This is a genomic window from Brachybacterium muris (assembly GCF_016907455.1).
GTDB classification, from domain to species: domain Bacteria; phylum Actinomycetota; class Actinomycetes; order Actinomycetales; family Dermabacteraceae; genus Brachybacterium; species Brachybacterium muris.
Window position 1 is genome coordinate 701207 of sequence record NZ_JAFBCB010000001.1, and the last position, 13638, is coordinate 714844.

At 69.4% G+C, this 13638-nt stretch carries 11 protein-coding genes and 1 pseudogene; 9 read left to right on the forward strand and 3 right to left on the reverse strand.

What is annotated here, in order from left to right; all coding sequences use genetic code 11:
• Positions 1-150 precede the first annotated feature (150 nt).
• Both JOD52_RS03260 and JOD52_RS03265 read left to right on the forward strand, forming a co-directional pair.
• Positions 151-522, forward strand: a complete 372-nt coding sequence (locus JOD52_RS03260) for a PadR family transcriptional regulator (RefSeq protein ID WP_204408783.1) — start codon at positions 151-153, stop codon at positions 520-522.
• A gap of 43 nt (positions 523-565) precedes the next feature.
• Positions 566-1273 (forward strand): DUF5808 domain-containing protein, encoded by a 708-nt coding sequence (locus JOD52_RS03265; protein ID WP_338124044.1) that lies wholly within the window; start codon positions 566-568, stop codon positions 1271-1273.
• Positions 1274-1356: 83 nt separating this feature from the next.
• Here JOD52_RS03265 and JOD52_RS03270 read toward each other — a convergent pair whose 3' ends face one another.
• Both JOD52_RS03270 and JOD52_RS03275 read right to left on the reverse strand, forming a co-directional pair.
• Positions 1357-2187, reverse strand: coding sequence for a C40 family peptidase (locus JOD52_RS03270; RefSeq protein ID WP_204408785.1), 831 nt, complete (start codon positions 2185-2187; stop codon positions 1357-1359).
• A gap of 300 nt (positions 2188-2487) precedes the next feature.
• Positions 2488-3306, reverse strand: coding sequence for a DUF4184 family protein (locus JOD52_RS03275; RefSeq protein ID WP_204408786.1), 819 nt, complete (start codon positions 3304-3306; stop codon positions 2488-2490).
• 278 nt (positions 3307-3584) lie between these two features.
• On the opposite strand from JOD52_RS03275, the gene JOD52_RS03280 reads away from it, so the two are divergent.
• The 7 genes and pseudogenes from JOD52_RS03280 to nrfD all read left to right on the forward strand — a co-directional run bounded on the left by JOD52_RS03280 (position 3585) and on the right by nrfD (position 12327).
• Positions 3585-4160, forward strand: coding sequence for an ATP-dependent Clp protease proteolytic subunit (locus JOD52_RS03280; protein ID WP_204411466.1), 576 nt, complete (start codon positions 3585-3587; stop codon positions 4158-4160).
• An 83-nt stretch (positions 4161-4243) separates the two neighbouring features.
• On the forward strand, positions 4244-4894 hold the full coding sequence (locus JOD52_RS03285) for an ATP-dependent Clp protease proteolytic subunit (protein WP_204411468.1): 651 nt from the start codon (positions 4244-4246) through the stop codon (positions 4892-4894).
• 147 nt (positions 4895-5041) lie between these two features.
• Positions 5042-6439, forward strand: coding sequence for an ATP-dependent Clp protease ATP-binding subunit ClpX (gene clpX, locus JOD52_RS03290; protein WP_204408787.1), 1398 nt, complete (start codon positions 5042-5044; stop codon positions 6437-6439).
• Entirely contained in the window at positions 6439-6783 is a 345-nt protein-coding gene (locus JOD52_RS03295) for a chorismate mutase (RefSeq protein WP_204408788.1), read from the forward strand. Before clpX ends, JOD52_RS03295 begins: the two co-directional genes overlap by 1 nt.
• Before the next feature lie 152 nt (positions 6784-6935).
• A pseudogene (fdnG, locus tag JOD52_RS03305) lies at positions 6936-10109 on the forward strand (formate dehydrogenase-N subunit alpha); the annotation flags it as partial.
• A gap of 119 nt (positions 10110-10228) precedes the next feature.
• Complete coding sequence (locus JOD52_RS03310) at positions 10229-11230, forward strand: 4Fe-4S dicluster domain-containing protein (protein WP_017822160.1); 1002 nt, start codon at positions 10229-10231, stop codon at positions 11228-11230.
• Positions 11227-12327 carry an NrfD/PsrC family molybdoenzyme membrane anchor subunit gene (gene nrfD / locus JOD52_RS03315; protein ID WP_204408791.1) on the forward strand — a complete coding sequence of 367 codons (1101 nt, stop codon included), beginning with the start codon at positions 11227-11229 and terminating at the stop codon, positions 12325-12327. The genes JOD52_RS03310 and nrfD overlap by 4 nt, the downstream gene beginning before the upstream one ends.
• A gap of 176 nt (positions 12328-12503) precedes the next feature.
• On the opposite strand, the gene selD is transcribed toward nrfD, so the two are convergent.
• Complete coding sequence (gene selD, locus JOD52_RS03320; RefSeq protein WP_204408792.1) at positions 12504-13490, reverse strand: selenide, water dikinase SelD; 987 nt, start codon at positions 13488-13490, stop codon at positions 12504-12506.
• Positions 13491-13638: the final 148 nt, after the last annotated feature.

The following is a 13638-nucleotide window of genomic DNA, read 5'->3' on the forward strand; positions in this document are numbered from 1 at the left end:
TGATGGATCCGTTCACTCCGGCTTCTTGGGGCCCATCCGGGAGGCGAGCATCTGCCCGCCCAGCAGGGCCGGGCCGGTCGCAGTCACCGGCCCGGCCCTACTATGATGCATAGCCAAGTAGTTGGTTCAGCCGACTAGGTGTCGGCGTGAATGAATCGGGAGGTCGGTGGGGTCATGGCAACGTCTCAACTGCGCAAGGGAGTCCTCGACCTGGTGGTGCTCTCCAGCCTGGCTGCCGCACCTGCCTACGGGGGTGCCTTGCTGGAGCGTCTTGCACGCCACGAGGCGCTCGAAGTGGTCGCGGGCACCCTGTATCCGCTGCTCGCGAGGCTGCGGCGGGCGGGACTGCTCGATGCCCATTGGGAGGAGTCGCCCAGCGGTCCGCCGCGCAAGGTCTACACGGTGACCCCCGAGGGTCGGCGACGGCTGGGGGAGCTGAAACAGGAGTGGCGATCACTGCAGGGCGCCGTGGAGCACCTGGTCGCGGGTGCAGAGGGAGTGGGATCACAGGGACAGGAGTGACGAGATGAGAGGCAGGACCATGATTAAGGGGAGGGCATCGTCGGTGAGCCGGCTGTTCGGGCGAGGGCCCGATGGGGTCCGACGCGTGCTCGGTGTCCCCCTGGACCTCCGCGGGCTGACGGAGCCGCACGCGCGCCTGCGCGCCTTCGAGCCGGAGAACCCGTCCTTGCTCGTACCGCGTGCCGTCGGCGTGGGCTGGGATCTGAACATCGGTGCGGTCGCTGCGAAGCTCGGCCTGATCCGACCGGACGACTCGTTGCCGGACCTCGAGCAGCACATCCCGGATCGGGTCTCGACAATGCTCACCATGGCGCCCCTGGGCGGGGCCGCCGTGGTGGCGTCTCTGGGTGCACTGGTCGGCAGGAGCGAAAGCTCGCTGCCGTCGAACTGGAGCCTGACCTTCCGCCCCAGCAGCTGGGTCAGTGCCCCGCGCGCGGTAGCAGTCCCGGTGGTGCTGTCCGTTGCCGCCGGTGCATGGGCCGCGGCGGAATCGTTGCGGCACCGGGGCGGCGCGAGGCCCCAAGGGCCGGAGGTGACCGCTTCTGCCCAGGTGCTGGGCCTGCAGACCATGTCGGCCGTGCTGATCATGGCGTCCAAGCGAGCGGCCGAGCAGCCCGAGCGGCGCTCACTGCTAGCGCTCGGCGGGCTCATCGCCTTCCCGGCGGTCAGCACCGCAGTCCTGGTGGGGACGGTGCGCGCGGCCCTGTCGGATCTGGACCGGTCGTTGCGCCAGGACGGCCGTCGGGCCTGACCGGTCCGCCGCGCCGGAACAGCGGCAGGCCCGGCTCCCGTGGTGGGAGCCGGGCCTGCCGGCGTGTGATCAGTGGCTGAGGATCAGCGGTAGGTCACGAAGGTGGGGTTGCCCCAGATCCCGCGCTCGGTGACGCGGTACTTGGAGCCGGAGGCGTCGATGACCTGGCCGTTGCCGGCGTAGATGCCGATGTGGCCGGGCCAGGACACGATGTCACCGGGCTGGGCCTGGGACTGGGAGATGGTGCGGCCACCGTTGGTGATCTGGCTGGAGGTGCGACCGTTCAGGTTCAGGCCGGAGCCCTGGTAGGCGTAGGTGACCAGGCCGGAGCAGTCGAAGCCGGCGCTGGGGGAGGAGCCGCCCCAGGTGTAGCCGGTGCCCACGACGGAGCGAGCCCGCTCCACGATCGAGCTGGTGGAGGCGGAGCTGGACTTCTTGGCGGGGGCGGAGGTGCCGCTGGAGGGCATGGACACGCCGCCGTTGAGGGCGCCACGGGTCTGGGGGCCCACCACGCCGTCGACCAGCAGGCCGTTGCTGCGCTGGAAGTCCTTGACCGCCGCGTGGGTGCGGGGGCCGAACTTGCCGTCCACGGCGATGTTCGCGCCGTTCTGGTTCAGACCGCTCTGCAGATCGGCGACATTGCCACCGCGCGAGCCCCAGCGGAGCTTCTCGGTGGTGTTGAGCACCACGGTGGGTGCCGCGGCCTCGGGGGCTGCCGGGGCGACGGCCGGAGCGGTCACGGGGGCGGCGGGGGCCGGGGCGGGGGCGGCCTGCGCGGTGCCGCCGACGAAGGCGGAGCCGACGAGGACGGTGCCCAGGACAGCGGCACCACCCATGCCACGGGCGGCCACACGGGCGTTGCTGACGGGGGTGGTGGCGCGGCCGACGGCGCGGTGGGTGTTGTGCTTGGCCATGGTGTGCGTTTCGTTCCTTCCAGCCTCTGGCGGGTGCCGAGGGTGTCTGTTCTGTTCTGCGTCCCGAGCGCCGGGGTCGGCGCCGGATGGGCTCGTCGGTCCGGGGGACCGGGCCCGAATCCTTGCGGGCTCCAGGCGGTGAGACCACCGTAGGAGGACGGAACAGCTGCGGTCAGCCCGCTTGGATGAGCCGGGTAGCGGTCTTGACGAGAGCTTTGCCAGAGGGCGGGAGGACGTGACCCTACTCGGGGAGCACTTGACGGTCTCGGGAGGTCGAGGGGTGGTGCGATGCGGCTCGGGTCACCTCGGACGCGACGGGCGCAGGCCCTCCACCGCGGCGGAGATCGCCGATCCCAGCAGCAGGCCGGCCAGCACGGTCATCACGCCACGCGTGGCAGCCACGAACGCAGCCCGTGAGAGGGAGTCGGTCGCTACCTTCGCCGCGTCGGCCACCGCGATCACCATCGCAAGCATCACGAGGGCCTGCACCGTGCGCCGGGCGGCTTGTGATGTCGCGGGTCGGGGGAGCGGGCGAGAGCGGAGCACGATCCATCCGCACCACAGGGCGATGCCCAGCAGCCCGCCGACCCCGGCCGAGTACTGCACCCAGGAGGTGCCCAGCAGCCCTGCGTGCGTCTCGGCCAGCCACGGGATGTTCTGGGTGCCCCAGCGGCCCGGATGGGTGAACTCGTCGATCCCCACGTGCGTGATCACCCCGAGCATCACGCCGAGCGCGGCGAGCGACCAGCGGCGGGCGGCGTCGAGCGGGGCTGACGGGCTCGACCTGCCGGAGCGGCGCAGGGAGGTGGCTTCCGGTCCTGGGGCCACGGCCGGCACCCGCTCGCGCAGGGGAGAGGGCAGCGAGTCGAAGAAGGGCGCCCGCACCAGCTGGACCCAGATCCCCCAGAGGATCATGCCGATCAGGAGGTCGGCGGTGACGATGCCCGGCAGCGAATGGGTGAAGAAGTAGCCCTCGGACCCCAGGTGTCCAGGCAGGCCCACGGACGTCGCCCACAGCGGCAGGTCCGGTGCCACTGCTCCGGCCGCGAGGGCGGACAGCGGCAGCCCGAGGCGCCGCAGCGGCGCGGCGAACAGAGGGTGCGCGAGGGTGTAGGGCATGGGGCAAGTCTCAGGCGGTGGGCGAGTCGAGGGCGACCTCGAACGCCGATCGGCTCCGCATCTCCACGCGATCTCCCCAGCGTCGGTGCCCCGGTGGCCCGGTGGGATCTCCGGACCCGGTGGCTCATCGGGCCCCAGTGCGCCTGCGGCGAACAGGATGCCGCTTCGTCGCACCCAGCGCCTAGAGTCGTGTCATCGCCGATCCCATCACGAAGGAGACACCTGTGACCTCCACACCCCATCTCGAATCGCCCCGCGGCGCGGCCGGTGACACCCCCATGGGCCTCGACGACAACGTCTACCAGCGGCTGCTGCGCGAGCGCATCGTGTGGCTCGGCTCCGAGGTGCGTGACGAGAACTCCAACGCGATCTGCGCCAAGATGCTGCTGCTGGCCGCGGAGGATCCCACCAAGGACATCTACCTCTACATCAACAGCCCAGGCGGCTCCATCACCGCCGGTATGGCCATCTACGACACCATGCAGTACATCCAGCCCGACGTGGTGACCGTGGGCATGGGCATGGCGGCCTCGATGGGGCAGTTCCTGCTCTCCTCGGGCACCAAGGGCAAGCGGTTCATCACCCCGCACGCCCGGGTGCTGATGCACCAGCCGTTGGGCGGCCTGGGCGGCACCGCCAGCGAGATCAAGATCCAGGCCGATCTGATCCTGTCGATGAAGAAGCAGATGGCCGAGATCACCGCAGAGCAGACCGGCAAGAGCGTCGAGCAGATCATCGCCGACGGCGACCGCGACCACTGGTTCACCGCGCCGGAGGCCCTGGAGTACGGCTTCGTCGACAAGATCGTCGAGCGGGCGCACGACGTCACGGGCGGCGGCGGCACCGAGGACTGACCCCTCTCGCCCCTGCCTCGCCTGACCCCGAACCCTTCACGCTAGGAGAACCCGTGACCTTCGATCCCCGCAATCCCGCTGCGATGCCCTTCGCCCAGGCCGGCACGATGCCCAGCTCCCGGTACGTGCTGCCCCAGTACGAGGAGCGCACCGCCTACGGCTTCAAGCGCCAGGACCCGTACACCAAGCTGTTCGAGGACCGCATCATCTTCCTGGGCGTCCAGGTGGACGACGCCTCCGCCGACGACGTTATGGCCCAGCTGCTGGTCCTGGAGTCCCAGGACCCGGACCGCGACATCACGCTGTACATCAACAGCCCCGGCGGCTCGTTCACCGCGCTGACCGCCATCTACGACACCATGCAGTACATCAAGCCCGAGGTCACCACGGTGTGCCTGGGCCAGGCCGCCTCTGCGGCCGCCGTGCTGCTGGCTGCGGGTGCTCCCGGCAAGCGCCTGGCGCTGCCCAACGCCCGCATCCTCATCCACCAGCCGGCCATGGGCGGCCAGGGCGGCGGTCAGGCCTCGGACATCGAGATCCAGGCCAACGAGATCCTGCGCATGCGCGAGTGGCTCGAGGAGACCCTCGCCCACCACTCCGGTCGCGACAAGGAGCAGATCAGCCGCGACATCGAGCGCGACAAGATCCTCACTGCCCGTGACGCACTCGCGTACGGCCTGGTGGACCAGGTGCTCGAGTCCCGCAAGGAATCGCGGCCCCAGATCTCCCGCTGATCCCACAGGCGCTCACGACGACCCGGCCCCTCACCTCCCCGGTGGGGGGCCGGTTGCGCGGTAGCGTGGTGCCGTGCGCGTCCGGGGTGGCCGCACTGCACGGCCGACGGGTTCCTCCCGTTGGCGGTCCGACGAAAGGAGACGGACATGGCGCGCTCGACCGAGAGTGCCGACGTGTTCAAGTGCTCGTTCTGCGGAAAGTCGCAGAAGCAGGTGGAGCGCCTGATCTCGGGCCCGGGGGTGTACATCTGCGAGGAGTGCATCGAGCTGTGCAACGAGATCATCGCCGAGGAGATCCAGGCGGCACAGCCCGCTGAGACCGAGCAGGCCGCCCTGCCCGTGCCCCAGGAGATCTTCGACTTCCTGGAGGAGTACGTGGTGGGCCAGGAGCCCGCCAAGCGGGCCCTGGCGGTGGCCGTCTACAACCACTACAAGCGGGTGCGCGCCCAGGAGGCGAAGCAGTCCACTGCTGCGACCTCGGGCCGATCCGGGCCTGCCGCCAAGGCGGGGGCCGCGCGCAAGGCGGGCTCCATCGGCCCCGCCTCGGAGGACGAGGAGAGCACGGCCTCCGAGACGCAGGACGACATCGAGGTCGCCAAGTCCAACGTGCTGATCGTGGGACCCACCGGGTGCGGGAAGACCTACCTGGCCCAGACCCTCGCCAAGATGCTCGACGTGCCCTTCGCCATGGCCGATGCCACGGCGCTGACGGAGGCCGGCTACGTGGGCGAGGACGTGGAGAACATCCTGCTGAAACTGCTGCAGGCCGCCGATTACGACGTGGAGCGGGCCCAGCGGGGCATTATCTACATCGACGAGGTCGACAAGATCGGGCGCAAAGCCGAGAACCCCTCGATCACCCGCGACGTCTCCGGCGAGGGCGTCCAGCAGGCACTGCTGAAGATACTTGAGGGCACCGTCGCGGCGGTGCCGCCCCAGGGCGGGCGCAAGCACCCCCACCAGGAGTTCATCCAGATCGACACCACCAACGTGCTGTTCATCGTGGCCGGCGCCTTCGCCGGCATCGAGGACATCATCGGTTCCCGCATCGGCAAGCGCGGCATCGGGTTCGGGGCCGAGCTGCACACGCCGCTGGAGCAGGAGCAGATCTACGCCAAGCTGGTCCCGGAGGATCTGCTGAAGTTCGGGCTGATCCCCGAGTTCATCGGCCGCCTTCCCGTGATCACCAGCGTCGCCGACCTCGATCGCGACGCGCTGATCCGGATCCTCACCGAGCCGCGCAACGCCCTGGTGCGCCAGTTCCAGAAGATGTTCGCCCTGGACGGTGTGGAGCTCGACTTCGAGCGCAGCGCTCTGGAGGCGATCGCGGACCGTGCGATCGACCGCGGCACCGGCGCGCGTGGTCTGCGGGCCATCATGGAGGACGCACTGCAGCCGGTCATGTTCGAGGTCCCCTCCCGCGATGACATCACCAAGGTGGTGATCACCGAGGGTGTGATCACGGACGGCCGAGCCCCGATGATGCTCTCGGGCAAGGACGTCGAGAGGCAGTCCCAGCAGGATCGTGGGGAGAAGAGCGCCTGATGTCCGCACCGATGCAGGGTGCAGGCCCGGAGGATCACGCGGCACGCGCCCGTGAGCTGCTTCTGGATGAGCGCCGCAGTATCGACAATATCGACGCCGCTCTGGTGAACCTGTTGGCAGAACGCTTCCGGCACACCCAGAAGGTGGGACTGCTGAAGGCTGAGCACGGTCTGCCTCCGGCTGATCCGGACCGTGAGGAGCGCCAGGTGGAGCGCTTGCGCGCGATGGCGCATGAGGCCGGGTTGGACCCCGTGTTCGCCGAGGCGTTCCTGCGCTTCATCGTCACCGAGGTGATCCGGCATCACGAGCGGATCCGCGAGGACGTCACGACCGACGACGCCTGAGTCCGGCGGGTGCCCGACTCCGCCGGTTGACAGCAGGGGTTGACCAGCACGAGCTGATTTCCGTACCGGCCGCCTTGCGGAATTGCCGGTGACCTTCGGGTCTTTTCGCAGTCCAGAGGCACTTTTTCAGTGGCCGGTGCTATGGTGGGCGCATGTCTCAGACCACTTTCCTCGACTGGCCGGTGATCCGCCAGCTGCGAGGCGCGGACAAGACCGGGCGCGGCGCGTCCGTCATGTCGGAGAAGACCAGGAACACCACCCCCCGCACCGCCACGGCCGACGGCGTCGCCCAGAGCGTGTGCCCGTACTGCGCCGTCGGCTGCGGTCAGCGCGTCTTCCACAAGGACGGCCGGGTGATCCAGATCGAGGGCGATCCGGACTCGCCGGTCTCGCGTGGCCGCCTGTGCCCCAAGGGCGCTGCCAGTGAGCAGCTGGCCAACTCCACCCTGCGGCAGACCAAGATCAAGTACCGGCCCCCGCACGCCACCGAGTGGCAGGACCTCGATGCCGAGGTCGCGATGGACATGATCGCCGACCGCTTCATCGAGGCCCGTCGCAACCACTGGGAGGACGTCGACGAGCAGGGCCGTGCGGTGCGCCGCACCATGGGCATCGCCAGCCTGGGCGGTGCCACCATCGACAACGAGGAGAACTACCTCCTCAAGAAGTTCTTCACCGCCGCCGGCGCGATCCAGATGGAGAACCAGGCCCGCATATGACACTCGTCCACGGTTCCCAGTCTGGGAGCCTCGTTCGGACGTGGCGGCGCCACGCAGTACCTGCAGGACATGGCCAACGCTGACTGCATCGTCATCGAGGGCTCGAACATGGCCGAGGCTCACCCGGTGGGGTTCCAGTGGGTGATGGAGGCCAAGAAGCGCGGCGCGAAGGTGATCCACGTGGATCCCCGGTTCACCCGCACCTCCGCCAATGCGGACAAGCACATCCCGATCCGTTCGGGCAGCGACATCGTGCTGCTGGGCGGCGTGATCCGGTACGTGCTGGAGAACGACCTCTGGTTCGAGGAGTACGTCAAGACCTTCACCAACGCCTCCACGATCATCCGCGAGGAGTTCGAGGACACCGAGGATCTCGACGGCCTGTTCTCCGGGTACGACCCGGAGACCGGCACCTATGACAACCAGTCGTGGGCCTACCAGGGCGAGAAGGACATGCTCCAGCGGGGCCTGCCCGATCGCGACGAGACGCTGCAGCACCCGCGCACGGTGTTCCAGATCCTCAAGCGCCACTACGCCCGGTACACCCCGGAGATGGTGGAGGCCACCTGCGGCATCGCCGCGGAGGACTTCGAGTACCTGGTCAGGGCGATCACGGAGAACTCCGGCCGTGAACGCACCACCTGCTTCGCCTACGCGCTGGGCTGGACCCAGCACCAGGGCGGCCCGCAGATGATCCGCACCGCGGCGGTGCTGCAGCTGCTGATGGGCAATGTGGGTCGTCCCGGCAGCGGCATCATGGCGCTGCGCGGTCACGCCACCATCCAGGGCTCCACCGACATCCCCACGCTCTACCACATCCTGCCCGGCTACCTGCCGATGGCGAAGGTGGGCCAGGACTCCTTCGCGGAGTACGCGCGGGCCATCGGGAAGAAGGAGCAGAAGGGCTTCTGGGCCAACGCCGACATCTACGCCATCAACCTGCTGAAGGCGTGGTGGGGCGATGCTGCGACGGCCGAGAACGAGTGGGCCTACCACTACCTGCCCAAGCTCACCGGTGCGCACGGCACCTACCAGACCCTCATGCGCATGCTCGAGGGCGGGGTCGACGGGTTCTTCCTGTTCGGGCAGAACCCCGCGGTGGGCTCGGCCAACGGCCGCATGCAGCGCCAGGGGCTGGCGAAGCTGAAGTGGCTGGTGGTGCGTGACTTCTACATGATCGAGTCGGCCACCTTCTGGAAGGACTCCGCCGAGATCGAGTCGGGGGAGACCCGCACCGAGGACATCGGCACCGAGGTGTTCTTCATGCCGGCCGCCAACCACACCGAGAAGGCCGGGTCGTTCACGCAGACCCAGCGCATGGTGCAGTGGCGCGACAAGGCGGTGGATGCGCCGGGTGATGCCATCAGCGAGCTGGAGTTCGCGTACGAGCTGGGCAAGCGCGTGCGGGAGAAGCTGAAGGACTCCACCGACCCGCGGGACCGGCCGATCCTCGATCTCACCTGGGACTACCCGGTGGACGAGCACGGTGAGCCGGACGCCGAGGCGGTGCTGGCCGAGATCAACGGCCGCCACATCGCTGGTGAGAAGGCCGGGGAGCCGCTGAAGGCCTTCGGTGAGATGAAGGACGACGGCACCACCATCGGTGGCTGCTGGATCTACGCCGGTGTGTACGCCGACGGGATCAACCAGGCCCGCCGCCGCAAGCCCGGCACGGAGCAGCCGCAGGCCGCCCTGGAGTGGGGCTGGGTATGGCCGGCCAACCGTCGCATCCTGTACAACCGTGCCTCCGCGGACGCCCAGGGCAAGCCCTGGAGCGAGCGCAAGAAGCACGTGTGGTGGGACGAGGAGCAGGGCAAGTGGACCGGGCTGGACGTCCCCGACTTCCCGCCCACCAAGCGTCCTGACGATCCCGGCGATCCCTCCAAGGGCGGGGCCGCCGCCCTGTCCGGCACGGACGCGTTCATCATGCAGTCCGATGGTCGTGCCTGGCTGTTCGCGCCCACCGGCATGGTGGACGGCCCGCTGCCCACGCACTACGAGGGGCCGGAGTCGAACGTCAAGAACCCGCTGTACTCGCAGCAGTCCAACCCCACCCGGGTGACGTTCACCAGCAAGGACAATCTGTCCTCGCCGGGCGCTTCCGCCCCGGGCGGCGAGGTGTACCCGTACGTGTTCACCACGTACCGGATCACCGAGCACCACACGGCCGGTGGCATGAGCCGGTTCCTGCCGTACCTGGCGGAGCTGCAGCCGGAGCTGTACTGCGAGGTGTCGCCGGAGCTGGCCGAGGAACTGGGGCTGGAGCCGTACGGCTGGGCCACCATCATCTCGGCGCGCTCCGCCATCGAGGCGAAGGTGCTGGTGACCGAGCGGATGACACCGCTGCGGATCGGTGACCGGATCGTGCACCAGATCGGCCTGCCGTTCCACTGGGCCCGTGGCAAGGAAGCGGTCGTCTCCGGTGACGGCGTGAACGACCTGATCGCCATGAACCTGGACGCCAACGTGCAGATCCAGAACAGCAAGAACAACGCCTGTGCGATCCGCCCGGGTCGCCGGCCCCACGGGGCCGAGCTGCGGGCGCTGGTGCAGGAGTACCGCGACCGGGCCGGGCTGGTCCCGGCAGAGGATGCGCACGTCGACGGTGCCCTGGGCGCCCCCGGCGAGGGACCGGCCGACGGCTTCTCGCCGCACGAGGTGCGCGGGCCCGAGGAGGCCACCGCTGTCCCGGACGGCACCCCGTCGATGAAGGAGATGAAGAACCGATGAGCCTGCTCGCCGGGCCTGCCGGCCCCGCCGCATCCACCGGATGGGGTCACGATCATCCCCGCAAGGGCTTCTTCACCGACACCTCGATCTGCATCGGCTGCAAGGCCTGCGAGGTGGCGTGCAAGGAGTGGAACCGCAACCCCGTGGACGGCAACCTGGAGATCCTGGGTTCCAGCTACGACAACACCGGCGCGCTGGGTGCAAATACCTGGCGTCACGTCGCGTTCGTCGAGCAAGGCCAGGACCGCATCGAGGAAGCCAGGGAGTCGGGCCGCAAGCTCGTCGGTCTCGGCATGCCGACGATCGGGCCGAAGCCCGGTCGCCGGCGCGGCGACCTGCCCTCCGGTGACTTGGACGGTGTGGACACCACCCCGCCGGACACCCCGGAGTTCCGCTGGCTGATGAGCTCGGACGTGTGCAAGCACTGCACCAACGCGGGCTGCCTGGACGTGTGCCCCACCGGTGCTATCTTCCGCTCCGAGTTCGGCTCCGTCGTGGTCCAGGAGGACATCTGCAACGGCTGCGGTACCTGTGTGGGCGCCTGCCCCTTCGGTGTGATCGAGCGTCGCGACGACGGCACGGTCTCGGCCCGGGTGGAGCACGACGGGGAGGTGCCCGGCATGGGCACCGCCAAGAAGTGCACCCTGTGCTACGACCGGTTGGTGGACGGCGAGCAGCCGGCCTGCTCGGCCACCTGCCCCACCACCTCCATCAAGTTCGGCGACCATGACGACCTGGTGGACGATGCCCAGGAGCGCCTGCACCAGCTGCATGACCGCGGCATGACCGAGGCCCGCCTGTACGGGGCGAACCCCAAGGACGGCGTCGGTGGCATCGGCTCGGTGTTCCTGCTGCTGGACGAGCCCGAGGTGTACGGCCTGCCGCCGGACCCCCAGGTCTCCACCAAGTACCTGCCGCAGATGTACCTCAAGGCCGGGATCGCCGCGGCCGGGATGATCGCGGCCACCGCCCTGGCGTTCGTGGGAGGCAAGAAGTGAGCATCTCCGAGTTCGACTCCGATCGTCCGCCGCTGCAGCCCCGCAAGGCCCGCTTCGCGGGCGGGGGGCGCCGTCGCCGCAAGCCGGCCGGTCAGGTGGGGGCCGACGGCTCCCGCGGGATGGCCCTGGTGGACGACGTCCAGTTCGATTCGTACTACGGCCGCCAGGTGGTCAAGGCACCGCCGTGGCGGGGCCCCATCGCCGTCTACCTGTTCCTGGGTGGCCTGGCGGGTGGCTCCTCGCTGCTGGCATTCGGTGGTCAGCTGACCAATCGCCCGGCACTGCGGCGCAACGGCCGCCTGCTGGCGCTGGGCGCGGTGGGCGTGGGCACCCTCTCGCTGATCGAGGACCTGGGCCGCCCGGAGCGCTTCCTGAACATGATGCGCACCGTGAAGATCTCCTCCCCGATGAGCCTTGGCACCTGGATCCTGGCCAGCTTCGGCACCATCTCCGGTGTGCTGGGCGCGGTCGAGGTGGACCGTCTCACGGGGGAGAAGGTGCCGCTGGGCGCGCTTCGTCCCCTGCTGAAGGGCATGGAGGGGCCGGCATCCATCGGGCAGGTCGCCCTGGGCCCGGGCCTGGCTGCGTACACCGGTGCCCTGCTGGGTGACACCGCGGTTCCCACGTGGTCCGCGGGCCGCCACCACATGTCCTATCTCTTCGCCTCCTCCGCCTCGCTGGCCTCGGGTGGCGCGGCGATGATCACGTCCCCGGTGGACCAGGCCCGTCCTGCCCGTGTCCTGGCAGCGGCAGGCGTGGTCGGTGATGTGCTCAGCATGAGGGCGATGAAGGAGTCCATGCATCCGCTCGAGGCGGAGCCGCTGGAGGAGGGAAAGCCCGGTCAGATGCTGGAGTGGGCCGAGCGCCTCGCCATCGGCGGCGGCGTGCTTGCGGTCCTCGGCGGCCGCAGCCGCGCTCTGTCCGTCATCGGCGGTGCTGCACTCGTGGCGGCCTCGGCCCTCACCCGGTTCGGCGTTCTCGAGGCCGGCCTGGAGTCCGTGAAGGATCCGCGCCGCGTCATCGAGCCGCAGAAGGCACGCCTGGCTGCCCGGCGTGCGGCCGGCATCAACGACGACTCGATCACCACCAGCCTCTGAGCTGAGGCCCGTACCGCCGCCCCACCCCCAGCGGCGCATGAGGGCGGTACGACCAGAAGGACGTTTCCGTTCCACAGATCGCGATCTGTGGAACGGAAACGTCCTTCTCGCGTGCTGGGGGCCGGCTCAGCGTACGCGGATGGCCCGTCGGGCCGGCCCTGGTGCAGGTGCTTCGCTCAGCGCACGTCGATGCCGGAACCGGCGACGGTCTCACCGATCACCGGGTAGCCCGGCACCTCACCGACGACCAGCAGGCCACCGGAGGTCTGTGCATCGGCCAGCAGCAGCAGGTCCTCCTCGGTGATGCCTGAGCCGGCCCGGACGGAGTCCCGCACCCAGTCCAGGTTGCGGCGGGTGCCGCCGGAGATGTAGCCGTCGCGCAGGGCCTCGGCGGCGCCGTCGATCAGTGGCACCGCGGCGCGGTCGATCACCGCTCCCACACCGGAAGCGCGCATCATCTTGTAGAGGTGGCCCAGCAGCCCGAAACCGGTGACATCGGTGGCGGCCTTCGCACCGGCATCGAGGGCAGCGATCGAGGCGTCCCGGTTCAGGGCGGTCATGGTGTCGATGGCGGCCTGGGACACCTCACCGGTGGTCTTCTGCCGGTTGTTCAGCAGCCCCACACCGAGCGGCTTGGTGAGGGTAAGGGGCAGGCCGGCCTCTGCGGCGTCGTTGCGCAGAAGGCGGCCGGGGTGGGCGGTGCCGGTGACCGCCATGCCGTACTTGGGTTCAGGATCGTCCACGGAGTGGCCGCCGATCACGGGCACCCCGGCTTCCTGGGCGACGGCGAGACCACCGCGCAGCACCTCCCGCAGCAGGTCGAAGGGGAGCACGTCACGCGGCCAGCCGACCAGGTTGATCGCTACCACCGGGGTGCCGCCCATGGCGTAGATGTCGGAGAGGGCATTGGCGGCGGCGATACGGCCCCAGTCGAAGGGATCGTCCACCACCGGGGTGAAGAAGTCGGCGGTGGACAGCACCGCGAGGCCGTCCTGCACGCGGACCGCGGCGGCGTCGTCACCGTCGTCCAGGCCCACGATCACCGAGTCGAACTGCTGCCCGGCCAGTGCCGAGACGGCCTCCTCCAGTTCGCCCGGCGGGATCTTGCAGGCGCACCCTCCGCCGTGGGCCATCGTCGTCAACCGGGGCATCTCAGCAGTCATGCGCTCAGTCTAGGCTGGCTGTCGAGGGGGCGGCAGGGACGCCGTGCCTGGTCAGTCCGGTGCGGCATGCGGGGACAGCGAAGGGGAGAGCGATGGAACAGCACGGAGTTGGTCGGCGCTCGATGCTGCTGCGTGGGGGAGTGCTCGT

Coding starts and splice junctions, on each gene's coding strand:
- JOD52_RS03260 (WP_204408783.1), top strand. CDS start 151: ATGAATCGGGAGGTCGGTGGGGTCATGGCAACGTCTCAACTGCGCAAG.
- JOD52_RS03270 (WP_204408785.1), bottom strand. CDS start 2,187: ATGGCCAAGCACAACACCCACCGCGCCGTCGGCCGCGCCACCACCCCC.
- JOD52_RS03275 (WP_204408786.1), bottom strand. CDS start 3,306: ATGCCCTACACCCTCGCGCACCCTCTGTTCGCCGCGCCGCTGCGGCGC.
- JOD52_RS03280 (WP_204411466.1), top strand. CDS start 3,585: ATGGGCCTCGACGACAACGTCTACCAGCGGCTGCTGCGCGAGCGCATC.
- JOD52_RS03285 (WP_204411468.1), top strand. CDS start 4,244: ATGCCCTTCGCCCAGGCCGGCACGATGCCCAGCTCCCGGTACGTGCTG.
- clpX (WP_204408787.1), top strand. CDS start 5,042: ATGGCGCGCTCGACCGAGAGTGCCGACGTGTTCAAGTGCTCGTTCTGC.
- JOD52_RS03295 (WP_204408788.1), top strand. CDS start 6,439: ATGTCCGCACCGATGCAGGGTGCAGGCCCGGAGGATCACGCGGCACGC.
- JOD52_RS03310 (WP_017822160.1), top strand. CDS start 10,229: ATGAGCCTGCTCGCCGGGCCTGCCGGCCCCGCCGCATCCACCGGATGG.
- selD (WP_204408792.1), bottom strand. CDS start 13,490: ATGACTGCTGAGATGCCCCGGTTGACGACGATGGCCCACGGCGGAGGG.